Raw genomic sequence first — 19,918 nt, 5'->3', positions numbered from 1 at the left:
CCGGCGCCGTGCGGGGCGCCGGGGGCGGTTCCCGCCCGGGGAGGTGTCAGCCCCGCAGCTGCTCGTACGCCGGGAGCGTGAGGAAGTCCGCGTAGTCGTCGTCCAGCGCGACCGTCAGCAGCAGATCGTGGGCCTGCTGCCAGCGGCCGGCGGTGAAGGCCTCCTCGCCGATCTCGGCGCGGATCGCGGCGAGTTCGTCGGCGGCGAGGCCGCGGGCCAGTTCCGGGGTGGCGCGTACGGTGCGGCCGTCGTGGTCGAACTCGACGCCCGCGTTGATCCACTGCCAGATCTGCGAACGCGAGATCTCCGCGGTCGCCGCGTCCTCCATCAGATTGAAGATCGCGACTGCGCCCATCCCGCGCAGCCACGCCTCGATATAGCGGATGCCGACCTGGACGGCGTTGCGCAGGCCCTCGTAGGTGGGCCGTGCGTCGAGCGAGTCGACGGCGATCAGATCGCCCGCGGCGACGGAGACGTCCTCGCGCAGCCGGTCCTTCTGGTTCGGGCGGTCGCCGAGGACCGCGTCGAAGGAGGCCATCGCGATCGGGACCAGGTCGGGGTGGGCGACCCAGGAGCCGTCGAAGCCGTCGTGCGCCTCGCGGTCCTTGTCCGCCTTGACCTTCTCGAAGGCGACCTTGTTGACCTCGGCGTCGTGCCGGGACGGGATGAAGGCGGCCATGCCACCGATCGCGTGGGCGCCGCGCTTGTGGCAGGTGCGGACGAGCAGTTCGGTGTACGCGCGCATGAACGGCGCCGTCATCGTGACCGCGTTGCGGTCCGGCAGGACGAACTTGGCGCCACCGTCACGGAAGTTCTTGACGATCGAGAAGAGATAGTCCCAGCGGCCCGCGTTCAGCCCGGAGGCGTGGTCGCGCAGCTCGTAGAGGATCTCCTCCATCTCGTACGCGGCGGTGATCGTCTCGATCAGCACCGTCGCGCGGACGGTCCCCTGCTCGATGCCCAGATAGTCCTGGGCGAAGACGAAGACATCGTTCCAGAGGCGGGCCTCCAGATGCGATTCCGTCTTCGGGAGGTAGAAGTAGGGGCCCTTGCCCAGCTCGATCAGGCGCTTGGCGTTGTGGAAGAAGTACAGCCCGAAGTCGACCAGCGCGCCGGGCACCTGCTCGCCGTTCAGCTGGAGATGACGCTCCGCCAGATGCCAGCCACGGGGGCGCATCACGACGGTCGCGAGTTCACCGGCGTCCTTGAGGGCGTACGACTTGCCGGAGCGCGGGTCGGTGAAGTCGATACGGCGCTGGTACGCGTCGCTCAGATTGAGCTGGCCGAGGATCACATTCTCCCAGGTGGGGGCGGAGGCGTCCTCGAAGTCGGCGAGCCAGATCCGCGCACCGGAGTTGAGCGCGTTGATGGTCATCTTCCGGTCGGTCGGACCGGTGATCTCCACCCGGCGGTCGTCCAGCGCGACCGGCGACGGCGCGACCCGCCAGCTGTCGTCCTCGCGGATCGCCGCGGTCTCCGGCAGGAAGTCCAGGCTGGAGGTACGGGCGATCTCGGCGCGGCGCTCGGCGCGGCGGGCGAGGAGCTCGTCACGGCGGGGGGTGAAGCGCCGGTGCAGCTCCGCCACGAAGGTGAGGGCCGCGTCGGTGAGCACTTCGTCCTGCCGGGGCAGCGGTTCGGCGTCGACGACGGCCAGCGGGGAGGGCGCTGGTGCGGACATGAGCTGTCACTCCTTCACGGGCGGTGCCCGGGACCGCCGGCCGGCCCGGGACGGCACGGAGTGCCGTGGCAGGGGGTACGGTCGCGGGCGCCGTTCGGGGGGTCGGGCGCTTCTGACCTGTGGATAGTAGTTTCCTCATGGTGGAAGTTCAATGGTTTGTTGATATCGAGATTCTCCGGGTCGAGGGACCGTGGCTCCGAGTGCCACCGCCCTCACTCAAGGTGCGACAGATCTTCCTCCGTGTCGATGTCATACGCCCGCGCGACATCCCCGCACTCCACCCGCACGATCTCGCTCTCATGTGCCCGCAGATAGGCGCGTGCCCCGCGATCGCCCTCCGCGTCCGCCGCGATCTCCGCCCATCGGCGGGCGCCGAACAGCACGGGATGGCCGCGCGTCCCGTCGTACGAGGCCGCCACCAGCGAATCCGGGGTGCGGTACGCGCCCACCACCCGGGCCACCGCCGCCGCACCGATTCCCGGCTGATCCACCAGTAGTACGGCCACCGCGTCCGCGTCCGTGTCCGCCAGCGAGGCGAGCCCCGCGCGCAGCGAGGACCCCATGCCCTCGGCCCACCGCGGATTGTCGACCAGCACACAGCCCGGCAACTCGGCCCGGCTCCGTACCTCCCCGGCCGCCGCCCCCAGCACCACCCGCACCGGCCCGCAGCCCCCCTCGCGCAGCGCCCGCGCGCCGTGCTCGACCAGGGGCCGCCCCCGATGTGTCAGCAACGCCTTGGGCCGCCCGCCGAGTCTGCGCCCGCCACCCGCGGCGAGCAGCAGTCCGGCGATCACGGGAGGGGGCGGGGCGGGCGGGTTCATGTCGTTCGGTGTGCCTGGCATGGGTACTGCGTACCTCATTCCGTCGCACTTCGGTCCGTGGAGTGGCGCGTACCGCGCGTAATGGCGTTAACTTGCCCGCGAACCTTGGCGCTTGACCACCGTCCGAGGAGTCGGCCTTTTGGCGTATACCGGTACAGGAATGGGCCCGGCACAACGGTGTGTGCGGGCGAGGTGCAAGGGGGACAGCTTTGTTGCGGAGCGTGGAGCAGACGCCGGTGGCAGAGAAGGGCGAGGACCCGAGGATCGCGGAGCTGCGTGCCGCGGTGTCCCGGCTCAGGCGTGAACTGGCCGGGTATCAGGCCGAGTTCAGGGACCGCGCCATCGCGGAGGACGAGCTGGCCGCCCTCGCCGAGATGGTGGCGAGCGGCGCCCCCGAGGCGTCCCGTATGCGCCGTTCGCTGCTGCTGATCGTGGGCTCGATCGGTTCGGTCAGCGCGCTGGGCCAGGCGCTGCTGGGGGTACGGGCCGCGGTCGACCTCTTCGGGGACGCGCCCCGCCCCTGACGCCCCGCCCTGACGCGCCCCGCCCTTGACGGGCTCAGGCGTGTGGCTGCGTCTGTGCCGTGTTCGCCAGCGCCTCGGAGAGATCGCGCGCGACCTCCTGGAGCACCGGCACGATCCGCTGTGTGGCCTCCTCCGTCACCCGGCCCGCCGGACCCGAGATGGAGATGGCCGCGGCCGTGGGGGAGTCGGGGACCGGAACCGCCAGACAGCGGACGCCGATCTCCTGCTCGTTGTCGTCGACCGCGTACCCCGCTCGGCGCACCAGCTCCAGGGCGTCCAGGAAGCCGTCGGGTGTCGTGATCGTCTTCTCGGTGGCGGCCGGCATCCCCGTACGGGACAGCAGCGCGCGGACCTCCTCCGGCGAGGTGTGCGCGAGCAGCGCCTTGCCCACGCCCGTGGAGTGCGGCAGCACCCGTCTGCCGACCTCGGTGAACATCCGCATCGAGTGCTTCGAGGGGACCTGCGCGACATACACGATCTCGTCGCCGTCGAGCAGCGCCATGTTCGCCGTCTCGCCGGTCTCCTCGACCAGCCGGGCCAGATAGGGCCTCGCCCAGGTGCCGAGCAGCCGTGACGCCGACTCACCGAGCCGGATCAGCCGGGGGCCGAGCGCGTACCGGCGATTGGTCTGCTGACGCACATAGCCGCAGGCCACCAGCGTGCGCATGAGCCGGTGGATGGTCGGCAGCGGCAGCCCGCTGCTCGCCGAGAGCTCGCTGAGCCCGACCTCGCCGCCCGCGTCCGCCATTCGTTCGAGCAGGTCGAAGGCGCGCTCAAGGGACTGGACGCCACCGCTGGCGGGGGCGGATTTGGTGGCGTCGGTGGTGCTGGCGCTGGACGACGGCACGTCAACGGTCCTTTCGAGGCGGGCGGGGCAGGCAAGCAGCCTACCGGGCCGTGCGACCGGGTACCTGATCAATCGTGGAGCGTATCTGCCGGTCAGGACGTTTCTGTCCGGCTGTCCGCGGTCACGTGTGTGCGATTCATTCATTCTATCTGGCGAAATCAAGTTTTCACTCTGTGGAAACAATCAAGCTCGGGCCGGTCTTGACTGGCCAGGATCCGGAGTGAAGACTCCTTCAACAGTTCGTTGAATCTCGCTCAGTGAGGGGCACCGGTGTCCGATGTGAGCCTGGTACTGCGCTCGACGCGCGTCATCACCCCGGAGGGGGCGCGGGCGGCCTCGATCGCCGTCGCCGACGGAAGGATCGCGGCCGTCCTGCCGTACGACGCGCGGGTGCCGCCCGGCTCCCGGCTGGCGGACCTCGGGGACGACGCCGTACTCCCCGGTCTCGTCGACACCCACGTCCATGTGAACGACCCGGGGCGCGCCGAGTGGGAGGGCTTCTGGACCGCCACCCGCGCGGCGGCGGCCGGCGGGATCACCACGCTCCTCGACATGCCGCTGAACTCCCTGCCGCCCACCACCACGGCCGCCCATCTGCGCACCAAGCGCGCGGTGGCCCGTACGAAGGCCCATGTCGACGTCGGCTTCTGGGGCGGCGCCGTCCCGGACAACCTCAAGGATCTGCGCCCGCTGCACGACGCCGGGGTCTTCGGCTTCAAGAGCTTCCTGTCGCCCTCCGGCGTCGACGAGTTCCCCGAACTGGACCAGGCACAACTCGGCCGCGCGCTCGCCGAGATCACCGGCTTCGGCGGACTGCTGATCGTGCACGCCGAGGACCCCCACGAACTGTCGGCCGCGCCCCGGCGAAGCGGCCCCGCCTACGCCGACTTCCTGGCGTCCCGGCCGCGCGCCGCCGAGAACACGGCGATCACGACCCTGATCGCCCAGGCCCGGCGGCTCGACGCCCGGGTCCACGTACTGCATCTGTCGTCGTCCGACGCGCTGCCGCTGATCGCCGAGGCCAAGCGGGACGGAGTACGGATCACCGTCGAGTCGTGTCCGCACTTCCTGACCCTCACCGCCGAGGACGTCCCGGACGGAGCGACGGAGTTCAAGTGCTGCCCGCCGATCCGCGAGGCAGCGAACCGGGACGCGCTCTGGCAGGGCCTCATCGACGGCACCATCGACTGTGTCGTCTCCGACCACTCGCCCTGCACCACCGATCTCAAGACCTCCGACTTCGCGACCGCCTGGGGCGGTATCTCCTCGCTCCAACTGGGCCTGCCCGCGATCTGGACCGAGGCCCACCGACGCGGCCGGCCGCTGGAGGACATCGTCCGCTGGATGTCCACGGCCCCCGCCGCGCTCGCCGGACTGACCCGCAAGGGTGCCATCGAAGCGGGACGCGACGCCGACTTCGCGGTCCTCGCGCCCGACGAGACCTTCACCGTCGACCCGGCCCGCCTCCACCACCGCAATCAGGTGACGGCGTACGCGGGCAGGACGCTCTACGGCGTGGTCCGATCGACCTGGCTGCGCGGCACCCGGATCTACGACGGCGCGCTCACGGAACCCACCGGCCGACTGCTCGAAAGGAACAACTGACCGTGCCCGAAGCCCTGTTCACCGGCGATGCCCGCCCGTACGCCGGCGGCGACCCGTACGCCGACTACCGCACCAGCGACTTCCCCTTCGCCCAGCTCGTCGATCTCGCCGACCGCCGGCTCGGGGCCGGGGTGATGGCGGCCAACGACGAGTTCTTCGCCGACCGCGAGAATCTGCTGAAGCCAGGAGCGGCGGAGTTCGACCCGGAGCGCTTCGGGCACAAGGGCAAGATCATGGACGGCTGGGAGACCCGCCGCCGCCGCGGCACCGGCGCCGACCGGCCGCACCCCACCGACGAGGACCACGACTGGGCACTGGTCAGGCTCGGCGCGCCCGGGGTGATCCGGGGGATCGTCGTCGACACCGCCCACTTCCGCGGCAACTACCCCCGAGCGGTCTCGGTGGAGGGCACCTCGCTGCCGGGCTCCCCGTCACCCGAGGAACTGCTCGGCGACGGTGTGAAGTGGACGGTCCTGGTGCCCCGTACGGCCATCGGCGGCCACGCCGCGAACGGCTTCGCGGTCGACGTCGAACAACGCTTCACCCACCTACGCGTGAACCAGCACCCCGACGGCGGGATCGCCCGTCTCCGGGTCCACGGCGAGGTCGCGCCCGACCCGGCGTGGCTCGGAGTCCTCGGTACGTTCGACCTCGTCGCGCTGGAGAACGGCGGCCGGGTGGAGGACGCCTCCGACCGCTTCTACTCGCCCGCCACGAACACCATCCGGCCGGGCCGCTCCCACAAGATGGACGACGGCTGGGAGACCCGGCGCCGCCGGGACAAGGGGAACGACTGGATCCGCTACCGGCTGGTGGAGCAGGCCGAGATCCGCGCGGTCGAGATCGACACGGCGTATCTGAAGGGCAACGCGGCGGGGTGGGCGACGCTGTCGGTACGGGACGGATCGACGGGGGCGTGGACGGAGATCCTGCCCCGGACGAGGCTGCAGCCGGATACGAACCACCGGTTCGTGCTGGAGGCGGCGGTGGTGGCGACGGATGTGCGGCTGGACATCTTTCCGGACGGGGGGATTTCGAGGCTGCGGGTGTTCGGGGGGCTGACGGAGGGGGGAGCGGCGCGTTTGCGGGAGCGGTAGGTGCGGGGCGCCTCCGGCGGGGGGTCGTGGCGCGGGGGTGCGTTGTGGTGCCGGGGGCCGGGGCCTCCGGAGGTACATGTCCGGACGGCATGATTTACGGCGCGTACCGGGCCACAGTCGGGATGCGGGCGTTCGCGCGCCACAAATCACGCTTTAGTGTCCGGACACGCACCTCCTACGACCCCGACCCCCTCCCCCCGGTGGTCGCCTCCAAGCGCCGCCTCGGCGGGGTGTTGGGGGCGGGTGCGACCCGGGGGCCCCGGCCCCCGGCACCACGACCGACCCGCACCCAACCACCGGCCCTAGCCGAAACGCACCGCCCTAGCCGAAACGCACCGCCCTAGCCGAAACGCACCGCCCCAGCCGAAACGCACCGGCCCCGCCAGGGATCGCCTCGACCATCGTTCACGTCCTCGTGACTTTGGTAGCTTCCAGGCCGCCGCCGGGCTCGCCCCCCGCCTCCGCTGCGTAAATTGGTCGATATGACACGCACGGACTACCCCTGGCTGCTCCCCTCGGAGATGATCGACCCGCGAGGCCCCGAGCTGCCCGGCGACCGCGGCAGAGCCCGGCCGCGGCGGACCGTGCGGGACTGGATCATCGACACCCTGATGTTTCTCCTCGCCGCCGGCATCGGGCTGCTTGCCCTGGAGGCCAGCGAGAGGGCCGGTAACTCGGACAACATCGTCATCGTCGACACGATCGTGGGCGTGCTGGCCTGCTGCGCGCTGTGGACGCGGCGCCGCTGGCCCGTGGGGCTCGCGCTCGTGCTCGCCGTGGCCAACATCGCGGCGCCCGTCGTCGGCGGGGCCGCGCTCGTGGCGCTCTTCTGCGTGGCCGTGCACCGGCCGTTCCGGGTCGTCGCGGCCGTCGGCGGGCTGTCCCTGGTGGCCGGGTGCCTACAGGCGTGGATACGGCCCGATCCGGATACGTCCCTGACGACCGGGATCGTCGCGACCGTCGTGCTGGTCCTGATGGTCACCGGCTGGGGCATGCTCGTACGGGCCAGGCGCCAGCTGGTCGTCGCGCTGCGCGAGCGGGCGACGCGGGCGGAGGCCGAGGCGGAGTTGCGGGCCGAGCAGGCGCAGCGGCTCGCCCGGGAGGCCATCGCGCGGGAGATGCACGATGTGCTCGCGCACCGGCTGACGCTGCTCAGCGTCCACGCGGGCGCTCTGGAGTACCGGCCGGACGCGCCGCCGCCCGAGGTGGCCAGGGCCGCCGGGGTGATCCGGGACAGCGCGCACGACGCGCTCCAGGATCTGCGCATGATCATCGGGGTGCTGCGGGCGCCCGGTGACGAGGGCGACCGGCCGCAGCCCACACTGGCCACCCTGGACGCGCTGGTCGCCGAGTCGCGTGAGGCCGGGATGAGGGTGACCCTGGACAGCCGGATCGACGACCCGTCGGCGGTGCCGGCCGCCACGGGCCGTACCGCGTACCGCATCGCCCAGGAGGGCCTGACCAACGCCCGTAAACACGCGCCGGGCACGCAGGCCACCGTCGAGGTGACCGGGGGACCGGGGGACGGGCTCACCGTCGAGGTGCGCAACCACGCGCCGCGGGGCGAGGTCCCGAAGGTGCCGGGTTCCGGCCAGGGGCTGATCGGGCTGACCGAGCGCGCGCTGCTGGCCGGCGGCCGGTTCGAGCACGGCGCGACCGGTGACGGCGGATTCGCCGTCCGCGCTTGGCTACCGTGGGCCTCATGAGTATCCGGCTGATCATCGTCGACGACGACCCGCTTGTCCGCACGGGACTGACCTTCATGCTCGGTGGCGCCGACGACATCGAGATCGTCGGAGAGGCCGCCGACGGCGCCGAGGTCCCGGCGCTGATCGAACGGACCGCGCCCGATGTGGTGCTGATGGACATCCGGATGCCCGGCGTGGACGGTCTGACGGCCACGGAGACGCTGCGCCGCCGCCAGGGCGCCCCGGAGGTGCTGGTCCTGACCACGTTCCACGCGGATGAACAGGTGCTGCGGGCGATGCGCGCCGGAGCGGCCGGATTCGTTCTCAAGGACACCCCGCCCGCCGAGATCGTCACCGCCGTACGGCGGGTGGCCGCCGGGGATCCGGTGCTCTCACCGGCGGTTACCCGCCAGCTCATGACCCATGTGGCCGGAGCGACCACCGGCGCCAGGAGGGACACCGTGTCGGACCGGCTCGGCTCTCTCGCCGAGCGCGAGCGGGAGGTCGCGCTCGCCGTGGGCCGCGGCCAGTCCAACGCCGAGATCGCCGCCGGGCTCTATATGAGCGTCCCCACCGTCAAGGCCCATGTCTCCCGCATTCTGGCCAAGCTCGGCCTCAACAACCGTGTCCAGATCGCCCTGTTGGTGCATGACGCCGATCCGGCCACCGGGACGGAGGGTGCCCGGAACGGCGACATACCCTGATCCGATGGCGGCTATCGAACTGGCAGATTACGGACCGGACTTCAACGTCAATCCCTATCCGTACTACGAGAAGATGCGCGAGACCGGCCCCGTCCACGAGATACGGATGCCGGACGGCCAACGCTTCTGGCTGATCGTCGGTTACGAGGAGGGGCGCTTCGCCCTCGCCGATCCCCGGCTGTCGAAGTCGCTCGGCCTCATGGGATACGAGTCGACCGACGAGGCGATCATGGGCCCGCACGTACTGACCCTCGACCCGCCCGACCACACCAGGCTGCGGAAGCTGGTCGCCCCCGAATTCACCCCGCGCCGGGTCGAGAAGCTGCGTCCGCGCGTCCAGCAGATCACCGACGACCTGCTGGACGCCATGATCCCGGCCGGACAGGGTGATCTGGTCGACGCCTTCGCCTTCCCGCTGCCCATCACCGTCATCTCCGAACTGCTCGGTGTGCCGCACGCGGACCGTGACTCCTTCCGGGCCTGGACGAACGAGATCGTCGCGCCGACCACACCCACCGGCCCGCGCGACAAAACCATCGAACTCTGCGCGTATCTCGACGCGCTCATCGAGGACAAGCGCACCTCGGCGCCCCGCGACGATCTGCTCTCCACCCTGCTGCGCACCTCCGCGGAGGACGGCGACCGGCTGTCCGCCGCCGAACTGCGGGCCTGGGCCTACGTCCTGCTGATCGCCGGTCATGAGACGACCGTCAATCTGATCGCGAACGCGGCGCGTACGCTGCTCGGCAACCCCGGTCAACTGGCGGCTCTACGGGCCGACTTCGGCCTGCTCGACGGGGCGATCGAGGAGACACTGCGGTTCGAGGGGCCGGTGGAGACCAGCACCGTACGGTTCACCGCAGAGGAGGTCACCTACGGCGACACGGTGATACCGGCCCACGAGACGGTTCTGGTCTCCCTGGCCTCCGTGGACCGCGATCCGGCCCGCTTCCCCGATCCGGACACCTTCGACATCCGCCGCTCCACCACCCCCGGCCGCGGCTCGGGCCATCTCGCCTTCGGCCATGGCATCCACTTCTGCCTGGGCGCACCGCTCGCCCGGCTGGAGGGCAGGATCGCCATCCGTACGCTGCTGGAGCGCTGCCCGGACCTGGCGTTCGACCCGGCGGCGGGGCCCTACGACTGGCTGCCAGGACTGCTGATCCGCGGGGTGCGGGGGCTGCCGGTGCGCTGGTAGGGACGGGAGGGCGGTCGGCTCCCCGCTCAGCCCTCCTGGGCGGGGATCTTTGACAGCGGCACCGGGCGCCGCTCGCGCCGGGACAGCTCGCACGCCTCCGCGATCCGCAGCGCGTGCAACGCCTCCCGGCCGTCGCACGGATTCTCCAGCTCGCCGGAGACGACCCGGAGGAAAGCGTCCAGCTCGGCCTCGTACGCCGGGGCGAACCGCTCCAGGAAGCCGGGCCACGGGTTGTCGGGGGGCGGCGGGCCCTTCGGCTCGGCCGAGGTGATCGGCGTACGGTCGTCGAGGCCGACCGCGAACTGGTCCAGTTCGCCCGCCAGTTCCATCCGTACGTCATAGCCCGCGCCGTTGCTGCGGGTGGCCGTGGCGGTCGCGAGCGTCCCGTCGTCCAGGGTGAGGACCACGGCGGCGGTGTCCACATCACCGGCCTCGCGGAACATGGCGGGACCCGCGTCGGAACCCGTCGCGTACACCTCCACCACCTCGCGTCCGGTCACCCAGCGCATGATGTCGAAGTCATGCACCAGACAGTCGCGGTACAGGCCGCCGGAGAGCGGCAGATACGCGGCGGGCGGCGGCGCCGGGTCGGAGGTGATCGCCCGTACCGTGTGCAGCCGGCCGAGCCGGCCCGACCGTACGAGCTCGCGCGCCGCGCCGTACCCCGCGTCGAAGCGGCGCATGAAGCCCAGCTGGAGCACCGTGCCCGCCGACTCCACCGCGCGCAGCGCGCTCAGCGTCCCCGGCAGGTCCAGGGCGATCGGCTTCTCGCAGAAGGCGGGGAGCCCGGCCCGTGCGGCGCGGCTGATCAGATCGGCGTGGGAGGAGGTGGCCGAGGCGATCACCACGGCGTCCACGCCGGAGGAGAAGACCTCGTCGACGGAGGGGGCCGCCGTCGCGCCCGTACGGTCGGCGACCTGTGCCGCGCGGGCGGAGTCGGTGTCCGCGACCACCAGCGAGCCGATGTCGCGATGGCGGCTGAGTACATCCGCGTGAAAGGTGCCGATACGGCCGGTTCCGATGAGTCCGATGCGCATGGCCCCAAGGTGGCCGGGGCCGGTCATCATGTCAAGCGTTTGTCCTGACAATCGAACGTAGCGACTTCCCGTCAACATGCCGTGCGGTTACGCTCACCCCGTGCCCCAGCAGCCGAGATCAGCCCAACCCGGACAGGAGACGCCCGGACCTGAGACGGATCACGCCACGCCGCTCCAGCTCAGCGTCGACCGCACCAGCCCGGTGCCCCTCTACTTCCAGCTCGCACAGCAGCTGGAGGCGGCCATCGAGCGGGGCGGACTGGCGCCGGGCAGCCTGCTCGGCAACGAGATCGAGCTGGCGGGCCGGCTCGGACTGTCCAGGCCCACCGTCCGGCAGGCCATCCAGTCCCTGGTCGACAAGGGGCTGCTGGTGCGCCGCCGGGGCGTCGGCACCCAGGTCGTCCACAGCCAGGTCAAGCGCCCGCTGGAGCTGAGCAGCCTCTACGACGATCTGGAGGCGGCCGGCCAGCGCCCGGCCACCCGCGTGCTGCGCAACACCGTCGAGCCGGCCACGGCCGAGGTCGCCGCCGCGCTGGGGGTGGCGGAGGGCGCGGAGGTACGGCTCGTCGAACGGCTGCGGTACGCGCACGACGAGCCGATGGCGTATCTGCGCAACCATCTGCCGATCGGAATGTTCGAGTGCGACACCGCGCGTCTGGAGATGACCGGTCTCTACCGGATGATGCGCTCCGCCGGGATCACCCTGCACAGCGCCCGGCAGACGGTCGGGGCGCGGGCCGCCACCGCCGAGGAGTCCGAGCGGCTCGGCGAGCCCGCCGGCGCCCCGCTGCTCACGATGGAGCGCACCACCTTCGACGACACCGGACGGGCCGTGGAGTTCGGTTCGCACATCTACCGCGCCTCCCGGTACTCCTTCGAGTTCCAGCTGCTCGTCCGCCCGTAACGGCCCGGGCGCTGCCGTCGCTTCGTAAGAATGTACGGACAAAGTATTGACGCCTCCCCGGGGGCCCGGCTAGAACTCCCCCCAGCCGCAACGGGGCGGCCGGGACAGAAGGCGGATCCATGGCGCGAACCCCTCGCAGGACGCGAACCACCGGAAACGGCGGGCGGGAAGCGGGCCCGGCTCGCCCAGGAGCGCACCCGCCCCGGTACCCGCCGACCGGCCGCCGGGCGGGCATGACCGATACTTGGGCGTCGCCGGGACCGAACGGGTCCCGGCCACACCGAGGAGTACGGCAAGAAGGGCGCGGCGTCGTGGCAAGGGTTCGGACAGGGGTGCGCGCGACGAGCGCGGTGCTGGCGGCGGTACTCGCGGCCTCGGTACTCGCGGGATGCAGCAGCACCGGCGGCAAGCGCGCGGAGGACCGGGCCAAGCAGGCCGCGGCCGAGGGGCGGGCCGCGGTGGACACCCCCGAGTGGACGGTGGCCATGGTCACCCACTCGGGCAGCGGCGACACCTTCTGGGACATCGTCCAGAGCGGTGCCAAGCAGGCGGCCGTCAAGGACAACATCAAGTTCCTCTACGCCAACAGCGACGAGGGCCAGCAGCAGGCCCAGCTCGTGCAGTCCTACATCGACAAGAAGGTCGACGGACTGATCGTCACGCTCGCCAAGCCCGACGCCATGAAGGCCGTCGTGGAGAAGGCGGTCAAGGCCGGTATACCGGTGATCACCGTCAACTCCGGCGCGGCGGAGTCCGCGTCCTTCGGCGCGCTCAGCCATATCGGCCAGGACGAGACCATCGCGGGCGAGGCCGTCGGCGACGAGCTGGACAAGCGCGGCAAGAAGAAGGCCCTCTGCGTCATCCACGAGCAGGGCAACGTCGGCCATGAGCAGCGCTGCGCCGGAGCGAAGAAGACCTTCGACGGAGAGCTCCAGAACCTCTACGTCGACGGTACGAACATGCCCGACGTCCAGGCGTCCATCGAGGCCAAGCTCCAGACCGACAAGAGCATCGACGCCGTCGTCACCCTGGGCGCCCCCTTCGCGGACACCGCCGTCAAGGCCAAGGAGTCCGCGGGCAGCCGGGCCGAGATCGACACCTTCGACCTCAATGCCAAGGTCGCCTCCTCGCTCACCTCCGGCGCGCTCGGCTTCGCCGTCGACCAGCAGCCCTACCTCCAGGGGTACGAGGCCGTGGACCTGCTCTGGCTCTACCGGTACAACGCCGATGTCCTCGGCGGCGGACGCCCCGTACTGACCGGCCCGCAGATCATCACGGAGAAGGACGCCGGCGCGCTCGCCGCGTACACGAAGCGGGGCACCCGATGACCACGACCGCCCCACCGGTCAACGACCGCCCCGGCGGGCCCGGGGGCGCCGACGAGCGGCTGCTGCACGCCTCCCCGCTGCGCAAGCTGCTCGGCCGGCCCGAGCTGGGCTCGGTCGTCGGCGCGTTCGCCGTCTTCCTCTTCTTCTCGTTCGTCGCGGACTCGTTCCTCCAGCTGTCCAGCTTCGGCACCGTCCTGTACGCGGCCTCCACGATCGGGATCATGGCCGTCCCGGTGGCGCTGCTGATGATCGGCGGCGAGTTCGACCTGTCCGCCGGTGTGATGGTGACCAGCTCCGCGCTGGTCTCGTCGATGTTCAGCTTCCAGATGACCGCGAACGTGTGGGTGGGCGTCCTGGTGTCGCTGCTGGTCACGCTGGCCTTCGGGGTATTCAACGGCGTCATGCTGACCCGTACGAAGCTGCCGAGCTTCATCATCACGCTCGGCACCTTCCTGATGCTCACCGGCCTCAATCTCGGGGTGACGAAGCTGATCAGCGACACGGTCTCGACCAAGAGCATCGGTGACATGGAGGGCTTCCCCTCCGCCAGGAAGCTCTTCGCCTCCCAGCTCACCGTCGGCGGTGTCGAGCTGAAGGTCACCATCCTGTGGTGGGCCGGTCTGGTCGCGCTCGCCACCTGGATCCTGCTGCGTACCCGCTTCGGCAACTGGATCTTCGCGGTGGGCGGTAACGCCGACGCCGCCCGCGCGGTCGGTGTCCCGGTCCTGAAGACGAAGATCGCGCTGTACATGGGCGTGGCCTTCTGCGCCTGGATCGCGGGCCAGCACCTGCTGTTCTCGTTCGATGTCGTCCAGTCCGGCGAGGGCGTCGGCAACGAGCTGATCTACATCATCGCGGCCGTCATCGGCGGCTGTCTGATCACCGGCGGCTACGGCTCCGCGATCGGCTCGGCGGTCGGCGCGTTCATCTTCGGCATGACCAGCAAGGGCATCGTCTACGCGGAGTGGAACCCGGACTGGTTCAAGTTCTTCCTCGGAGCGATGCTCCTTCTGGCCACCCTGCTCAACGCGTGGGTGCGCAAGCGTGCGGAGGCGACACGATGACGGACGACACGACGGCGGGCGGCGCCACGGCGGGCACCACGAGCGGCGCGCTGGTCGAACTCGACAACGTCAGTAAGTACTACGGCAATATCCGCGCCCTGGAAGGTGTCTCGCTGGAGGTTCACGCGGGCGGGATCAGCTGTGTGCTCGGCGACAACGGCGCGGGCAAGTCCACCCTCATCAAGATCATCGCCGGGCTGCACCGGCATGACTCGGGCGACTTGCTGATCGAGGGCGAGAAGACCACCCTGGCCTCCCCGCGCGAGGCCCTGGACCGCGGGATCGCCACGGTCTACCAGGACCTCGCCGTCGTACCGCTGATGCCTGTCTGGCGGAACTTCTTCCTCGGCTCCGAGCCCACCAGGGGCTCCGGCCCCTTCAAACGGCTCGATGTCGCCCTGATGCGTGAGACCACCCGCGCCGAGCTGCTGCGGATGGGCATCGATCTGCGCGATGTCGACCAGCCGATCGGCACGCTGTCCGGTGGTGAGCGCCAGTGTGTGGCCATCGCCCGAGCCGTCTACTTCGGCGCGAAGGTCCTCGTCCTGGACGAGCCGACCGCGGCGCTCGGGGTGAAGCAGTCCGGGGTGGTGCTCAAGTACGTGGCCGCCGCACGTGACGCGGGACTCGGAGTGGTACTCATCACCCACAACCCGCACCACGCGTATCTGGTCGGTGACCGTTTCGTCCTGCTCAAGCGGGGCGTGATGGCGGGCAGCCACACCAAGGACTCGATCACCCTGGATGAGCTGACGCGGCAGATGGCGGGCGGTTCCGAGCTGGAGGAGCTGAGCCATGAACTGGAGCGCGCCCCCGCGCCCATCCGCGTCGGCGGCCACCCCGGCGCACGCTCCGTCAACGGACCGGCCGACAGGGACTGACCTGGGACACAGGGCTCACCGTACGGCCCCCGCCGGGCCGCACAGCCATCCAACCCGCCACGGATGGCAGAATCTGGCACGGCGGACACCGTCCGCCGCCGCCGCCCGTCCGGGCCCGGCGGCCCCCGACCCCGCAGGGACGACACGACTCGTGCGCGTACGCAGCCGCCCACTCACCCGGCACGGCGAACCGGAGCCGCTCGCGCCGACGGACGAGTCCGGGGAGCCGGGCCGATGAGCACATACCGCGACTTCGCACACCGCGGCACCGCCCGCGCCACCGTCCTGCGGACCGTCGGCACCCGTGAGCGCCGCTCCCTCCTCACCGCGCCCCGGGTCCCGACCGTCGGCATCGACATCGGCGGTACGAAGGTGATGGCCGGCGTCGTCGATCCGGACGGCAACATCCTGGAGAAGCTCAGGACCGAGACGCCGGACAAGTCCAAGAGCCCCCGGGTCGTCGAGGACACCATCGTCGAGCTGGTCCTCGACCTCTCCGACCGCCACGATGTGCACGCCGTCGGCATCGGCGCGGCCGGCTGGGTCGACGCCGACCGCTCCCGCGTGCTGTTCGCGCCGCACCTCGCCTGGCGCGACGAACCCCTCAGGGACGCGATCTCCTCGCGGCTCGCCGTCCCGGTGATGGTGGACAACGACGCCAACGCCGCGGCCTGGGCGGAGTGGCGCTTCGGCGCCGGGCGCGGCGAGGACCATCTCGTCATGATCACGCTCGGCACCGGTATCGGCGGCGCCATCCTGGAGGACGGCCGGGTCAAGCGCGGCAAGTTCGGCGTCGCCGGCGAGTTCGGCCATATGCAGGTCGTGCCCGGCGGCCATCGCTGCCCGTGCGGCAACCGCGGCTGCTGGGAGCAGTACAGCTCCGGCAACGCCCTCGTACGGGAGGCCAGGGAGCTGGCCGCCGCCGACTCCCCGGTCGCGTACAACATCATCGACCGCGTCAAGGGCAACGTCCAGGACATCACGGGACCGCTGATCACCGAACTCGCCCGCGAGGGCGACGCCATGTGTATCGAGCTGTTCCAGGACATCGGCCAGTGGCTCGGTGTCGGCATCGCCAACCTCGCCGCCGCGCTCGACCCGTCCTGCTTCGTCATCGGCGGCGGGGTCAGCGCCGCCGACGATCTGCTGATCGGCCCCGCCCGCGACGCCTTCCGCCGCCATCTCACCGGCCGCGGCTACCGCCCCGAGGCACGGATCACCAAGGCGCAGCTCGGCCCCGAGGCGGGCATGGTCGGCGCCGCCGATCTCGCCCGGCTGGTGGCCCGGCGCTTCCGCCGCGCCAACCGCCGCCGGGTGGAGCGCCATGAGCGGTACGAGAGATACGCGCAGGCCATCCGCACCGCCCGCCCGACGCAGGAGCCCCGTACGACCCAGGAACCGCCCTCATGACCATCGAGCTACCCGTGCCGGTGCGTGACGAGGGCGGTAAGCCGCCCGAGGACCGCGGGCACCGCAACCGCCGCCGCTGGCTGACGGCCATCGTCATCGTGCTGCTCATCGGTATCCCGGCGGGCTATCTGGTCATCTCGGCCGGGCAGAGCCGCGAGAGCGGCCGGAACAAGGAGGCCGAGTCGTCGGCCACCGGTCTCCAGCAGCTGCGCCCGTCCAAGATGAAGCGCCGCATCTTCGAGGTGCCGATACCGCTGGGCGCCACCCGGGTGCGCTACTTCGAGACGAGCAACTGGAAGACCAGCCGGCTGTACGTCCAGTTCGATGTCACCTCGGGACGGCTCGACACCTTCCTGACCGAGATGGGCACCAGCCGCTCCGCGCTCAAGGACGACGCCATCACGATCACGCCGCGCGACCGCCGTACGGTCGGCTGGAACTTCGATCTCCCCGGCCACGACTGGGCGGGCACCAGCCACCACCAGAAGAGCCCGCGGCCCAGTCAGGACGTCGTGGTGGACCTGACAGAACCAGGCTTCCCCCGGGTGTACGTCGTCTCCACCACGACTCCCTGACGGCCGCCGGGCCCGACGGGGCCCGGCCCGGCCGGACCGGTGACTACCGGAGGCGGACTACGCCGCCTTGCGCAGGCGGGCGATGACTCCGTTGATGTCGTCCGTCAGCCGCTCGGGGCGTACGAAGTGGCCGCCGGGTTCCTCGCGCCACTCGTGCGGGATGCCGGCACGGCCGAGAAGGTCCCGGAATTCGCGCTGGCCGGCGAGTACATGGCCCTCGTTCATCGTGTCGAACCAGTTGATCGGGTCGGGGCTGGTGCCGGCCACCAGATAGACGCGCTTGTCGCGATAGCGCTCGATGTTCTGGACCGGGTTGTCGGCGGTGACCCTGGCCTCGTCCCACAAGGGCATGCCGTAGATCGAGCCGCCGGCCAGGTCCAGAGCCGCGGACGTCACGTTGGCCCAGTGGGCGACCGCGCCGTTGTCGCGGCGCAGGCTGGGCGGGCCGGAGTGGGCGCTCACGGAGGCGAAGTGCCCGTAGTACTTGGCCGCGTACTTCAGCGCGCCGAAGCCGCCCATCGAGAACCCGGAGACGGCGCGGCCGTCGTACTCCGCGTACGTCCGGAAGTTCGCGTCGATCCAGCGGAGCAACTGATCGATGTGGAAGGTCTCCCAGTTCCGGGGCCGGTGTTGGAGTTGACGGGATTGGAGTACCAGCCCGCCTGTCCGCCGTCGGGCATCACGACGATGAGCGGCTTTCCGGCGGTCACGTCACGGATCCTGAGGTCGCGGTCGAAGGTGATGAAGTCCTGGCCGGGACCGCCGCCGTGGAACAGGTAGAGGACGGGGTAGGTGCGTCCGCTGGTGTGGTAGTCGTCGGGCAGCAGGACGTTGACGGCGGGGTTCCAGCCGATCGCGTTGGTCGCGAACCGGTAGTACCACATGCGGGGGTCGTTCTCGTTGCGCTCCTTGATGGTCAGCCCGAAGCCGTCGTCGGCCGTTTCGGCCGCCGACGCGGTCGCGGCTAAGGGCCCAACGCTCAGTGCTGTGGCCGCGGTGACTCCACCGGCGGCTTTCAGGAAGGTTCGGCGATTGAGGCGGTGCTTGCTCACATTTCTCTCCCGGTCACGGAGTTCCACGAACCGCCGCAGCGTAGCGAGCCCTCTTGTCATGGCCGCGAACTTCCCGTCAGTCCCCGGAAGACCTCCACAACCAGCCGCTTCGACCTCGAACGCGTGGACCATGTTCGTGCATGTCTTCCCGCTGATGCCGAAGGAAGGGCGACGCCCGGCCGTAGCGGAGCCGCGGAAGAAGTACTGGGCAATCTCTTGACCGGCGTGCGCCGGAGGTCCACAGTACTCGTTAATGCGCATTACTAATACGCATTAACGATCCGGAGGAACACGGTGGAGGAACCCAGGAAGCGGGCCAGGCCAGGCCGGACCCCCGCACCCACGGGCCGTACGTCGCGACCGCGCCAGGCCGAGGTCGCCAGGCTCGCCGGGGTCTCGCAGGCCACGGTCTCGCTGGTACTCGGGGCCCGGAAGCAGGGCGCGACGATCTCCGAGGAGACCCGGCGGAAGGTGCTCGACGCCGTACGCAGCCTCGGCTATGTCCCCGACCCGGCGGCCAGCCGGCTCGCCGCCGCGCGAAACAATCTGCTCGGGGTCTTCAGCTTCACATCCACCTTCCCGACCGACGTGCAGCACTCGTACTACCCCTTCCTCGTCGGCGTCGAGCGGGAAGCCGCGGCGCGCGGCTACGACCTGGTGCTCTTCACCGGCTCCAGCACGGGCGGCGCGGGGGCCGCCGGACCGGGCGCCCTCAACCGGGTACGGCTCGCCGACGGCTGCCTCTTCCTCGGCCGGCACGCGCCCGCCCACGAACTGCTGCGCCTGGTCGCCGACGGCTTCCCCGTGGTCCACCTCGGACGCAGGGACGAGCTGGAGGGACTGGCATGGGTCGGCGCCGACTACGTCAGCGCCAGCCAGGAGGTCGTCACGCATCTCGCCGGGCTCGGCCACCGGCGGATCGTGCTGGTACGGGAGGACGACGAGGCCGCCGCCTCCACCGACCGTGAACACGGCTTCCTCAAAGGTCTGGAGGAGGCCGGCCTGCCCGGCGGCCCCGCCGCGGTCTTCCGCTCCGCCGACCCGGAGCACGACCTCACGGCCGAGCGGCTGCGCGGCTGGCTCGACGACGGCGTCACCGCGTTCGTCGCCGAGGAGACCGATACCGGCGACGCCTGGCGCGCGCTGCACGGCGCCGCGCACTTCGTGGGCATCGACTGCCCGCGCGACGCGTCGCTCGCGCTGCTCGGCAGCCTGCCGCCGGACCTGTCGGACGGACCGACGCCCACCGGATTCGACATCCCCCGGCCGCAGTTGGGCGCCGCCGCGGTGCGGATGCTCGCCGCGCTGGTGGCGGGGGAGCAGGCGGTGGAACCGCTGGTGGCCTGTGCCTTCCGACCCGGTACGACGGCGGGCCCGCCACCCGGCCACCACTGACCGGCCGGCCGTCCGGCACCGCCCCGACGCCGGGGGTCCGGCCACCCGCGCACCCACCGCGAACCAAGCGCCACCCACCGCGAACCAAGCGCCAACCGCACCGAGCGGAC

Annotated in this window: 17 protein-coding genes and 1 pseudogene; 13 read left to right on the top strand and 5 right to left on the bottom strand. The window is 70.9% G+C overall.

The genetic code is table 11. From position 1 onward, the window contains the following. Positions 1–46: 46 nt before the first annotated feature. Both aceB and AB0M67_RS01745 read right to left on the bottom strand, forming a co-directional pair. A complete protein-coding gene (gene aceB / locus AB0M67_RS01750; protein WP_365741466.1) occupies positions 47–1,678 on the bottom strand; it encodes a malate synthase A in 1,632 nt (543 codons plus the stop codon). A gap of 212 nt (positions 1,679–1,890) precedes the next feature. Then, positions 1,891–2,520 (bottom strand): nucleotidyltransferase family protein, encoded by a 630-nt coding sequence (locus AB0M67_RS01745; RefSeq protein ID WP_365741464.1) that lies wholly within the window; start codon positions 2,518–2,520, stop codon positions 1,891–1,893. A gap of 188 nt (positions 2,521–2,708) precedes the next feature. On the opposite strand from AB0M67_RS01745, the gene AB0M67_RS01740 reads away from it, so the two are divergent. Continuing rightward, positions 2,709–3,023 carry a DUF5955 family protein gene (locus tag AB0M67_RS01740; RefSeq protein WP_365741462.1) on the top strand — a complete coding sequence of 105 codons (315 nt, stop codon included), beginning with the start codon at positions 2,709–2,711 and terminating at the stop codon, positions 3,021–3,023. 34 nt (positions 3,024–3,057) lie between these two features. On the opposite strand, the gene AB0M67_RS01735 is transcribed toward AB0M67_RS01740, so the two are convergent. Continuing rightward, a complete protein-coding gene (locus AB0M67_RS01735) occupies positions 3,058–3,870 on the bottom strand; it encodes an IclR family transcriptional regulator (protein ID WP_365741460.1) in 813 nt (270 codons plus the stop codon). 270 nt (positions 3,871–4,140) lie between these two features. On the opposite strand from AB0M67_RS01735, the gene allB reads away from it, so the two are divergent. From allB to AB0M67_RS01710, 5 genes are all read left to right on the top strand, one after another. After that, positions 4,141–5,475 carry an allantoinase AllB gene (gene allB, locus AB0M67_RS01730; protein ID WP_365741458.1) on the top strand — a complete coding sequence of 445 codons (1,335 nt, stop codon included), beginning with the start codon at positions 4,141–4,143 and terminating at the stop codon, positions 5,473–5,475. Continuing rightward, positions 5,472–6,572 carry an allantoicase gene (alc, locus tag AB0M67_RS01725; RefSeq protein ID WP_365741838.1) on the top strand — a complete coding sequence of 367 codons (1,101 nt, stop codon included), beginning with the start codon at positions 5,472–5,474 and terminating at the stop codon, positions 6,570–6,572. The genes allB and alc overlap by 4 nt, the downstream gene beginning before the upstream one ends. A gap of 482 nt (positions 6,573–7,054) precedes the next feature. Continuing rightward, positions 7,055–8,278: a histidine kinase gene (locus AB0M67_RS01720; protein WP_365741456.1), complete on the top strand. Its 1,224-nt coding sequence runs from the start codon at positions 7,055–7,057 to the stop codon at positions 8,276–8,278. After that, on the top strand, positions 8,275–8,964 hold the full coding sequence (locus tag AB0M67_RS01715) for a response regulator transcription factor (protein WP_365741454.1): 690 nt from the start codon (positions 8,275–8,277) through the stop codon (positions 8,962–8,964). Before AB0M67_RS01720 ends, AB0M67_RS01715 begins: the two co-directional genes overlap by 4 nt. 4 nt (positions 8,965–8,968) lie before the next feature. Further along, the gene (locus AB0M67_RS01710; RefSeq protein WP_365741452.1) at positions 8,969–10,162 is read left to right on the top strand and encodes a cytochrome P450; all 1,194 of its coding nucleotides are present in this window, start codon (positions 8,969–8,971) and stop codon (positions 10,160–10,162) included. Between the two features lie 26 nt (positions 10,163–10,188). On the opposite strand, the gene AB0M67_RS01705 is transcribed toward AB0M67_RS01710, so the two are convergent. Further along, a complete protein-coding gene (locus AB0M67_RS01705) occupies positions 10,189–11,199 on the bottom strand; it encodes a Gfo/Idh/MocA family oxidoreductase (RefSeq protein WP_365741450.1) in 1,011 nt (336 codons plus the stop codon). 100 nt (positions 11,200–11,299) lie between these two features. Between AB0M67_RS01705 and AB0M67_RS01700 the strand changes: the two genes are divergently transcribed. From AB0M67_RS01700 to AB0M67_RS01675, 6 genes are all read left to right on the top strand, one after another. Beyond that, the gene (locus tag AB0M67_RS01700) at positions 11,300–12,103 is read left to right on the top strand and encodes a GntR family transcriptional regulator (RefSeq protein ID WP_365741448.1); all 804 of its coding nucleotides are present in this window, start codon (positions 11,300–11,302) and stop codon (positions 12,101–12,103) included. A 311-nt stretch (positions 12,104–12,414) separates the two neighbouring features. Continuing rightward, positions 12,415–13,431, top strand: a complete 1,017-nt coding sequence (locus AB0M67_RS01695; protein ID WP_365741446.1) for a sugar ABC transporter substrate-binding protein — start codon at positions 12,415–12,417, stop codon at positions 13,429–13,431. Further along, complete coding sequence (locus AB0M67_RS01690; protein WP_365741444.1) at positions 13,428–14,495, top strand: ABC transporter permease; 1,068 nt, start codon at positions 13,428–13,430, stop codon at positions 14,493–14,495. The genes AB0M67_RS01695 and AB0M67_RS01690 overlap by 4 nt, the downstream gene beginning before the upstream one ends. Then, positions 14,492–15,376, top strand: a complete 885-nt coding sequence (locus AB0M67_RS01685) for an ATP-binding cassette domain-containing protein (protein ID WP_365741442.1) — start codon at positions 14,492–14,494, stop codon at positions 15,374–15,376. The genes AB0M67_RS01690 and AB0M67_RS01685 overlap by 4 nt, the downstream gene beginning before the upstream one ends. 234 nt (positions 15,377–15,610) lie before the next feature. Beyond that, positions 15,611–16,786 (top strand): ROK family glucokinase, encoded by a 1,176-nt coding sequence (locus tag AB0M67_RS01680; protein ID WP_365741440.1) that lies wholly within the window; start codon positions 15,611–15,613, stop codon positions 16,784–16,786. Further along, positions 16,783–17,361 (top strand): hypothetical protein, encoded by a 579-nt coding sequence (locus tag AB0M67_RS01675; protein WP_365741438.1) that lies wholly within the window; start codon positions 16,783–16,785, stop codon positions 17,359–17,361. The genes AB0M67_RS01680 and AB0M67_RS01675 overlap by 4 nt, the downstream gene beginning before the upstream one ends. Before the next feature lie 57 nt (positions 17,362–17,418). Here the strand turns inward: AB0M67_RS01675 and AB0M67_RS01670 are convergent. Next, a pseudogene (locus AB0M67_RS01670) lies at positions 17,419–18,473 on the bottom strand (esterase family protein). 234 nt (positions 18,474–18,707) lie between these two features. Between AB0M67_RS01670 and AB0M67_RS01665 the strand changes: the two are divergent. Then, positions 18,708–19,808: a LacI family DNA-binding transcriptional regulator gene (locus AB0M67_RS01665; RefSeq protein ID WP_365741436.1), complete on the top strand. Its 1,101-nt coding sequence runs from the start codon at positions 18,708–18,710 to the stop codon at positions 19,806–19,808. Positions 19,809–19,918: the final 110 nt, after the last annotated feature.

It is taken from the genome of Streptomyces sp. NPDC051662 (genome assembly GCF_040681655.1).
In the GTDB taxonomy this organism is placed as follows: Bacteria; Actinomycetota; Actinomycetes; order Streptomycetales; family Streptomycetaceae; genus Streptomyces.
Note: the sequence above shows the minus strand (reverse complement) of the source record. Positions and strands in the feature narration are given on the sequence as shown.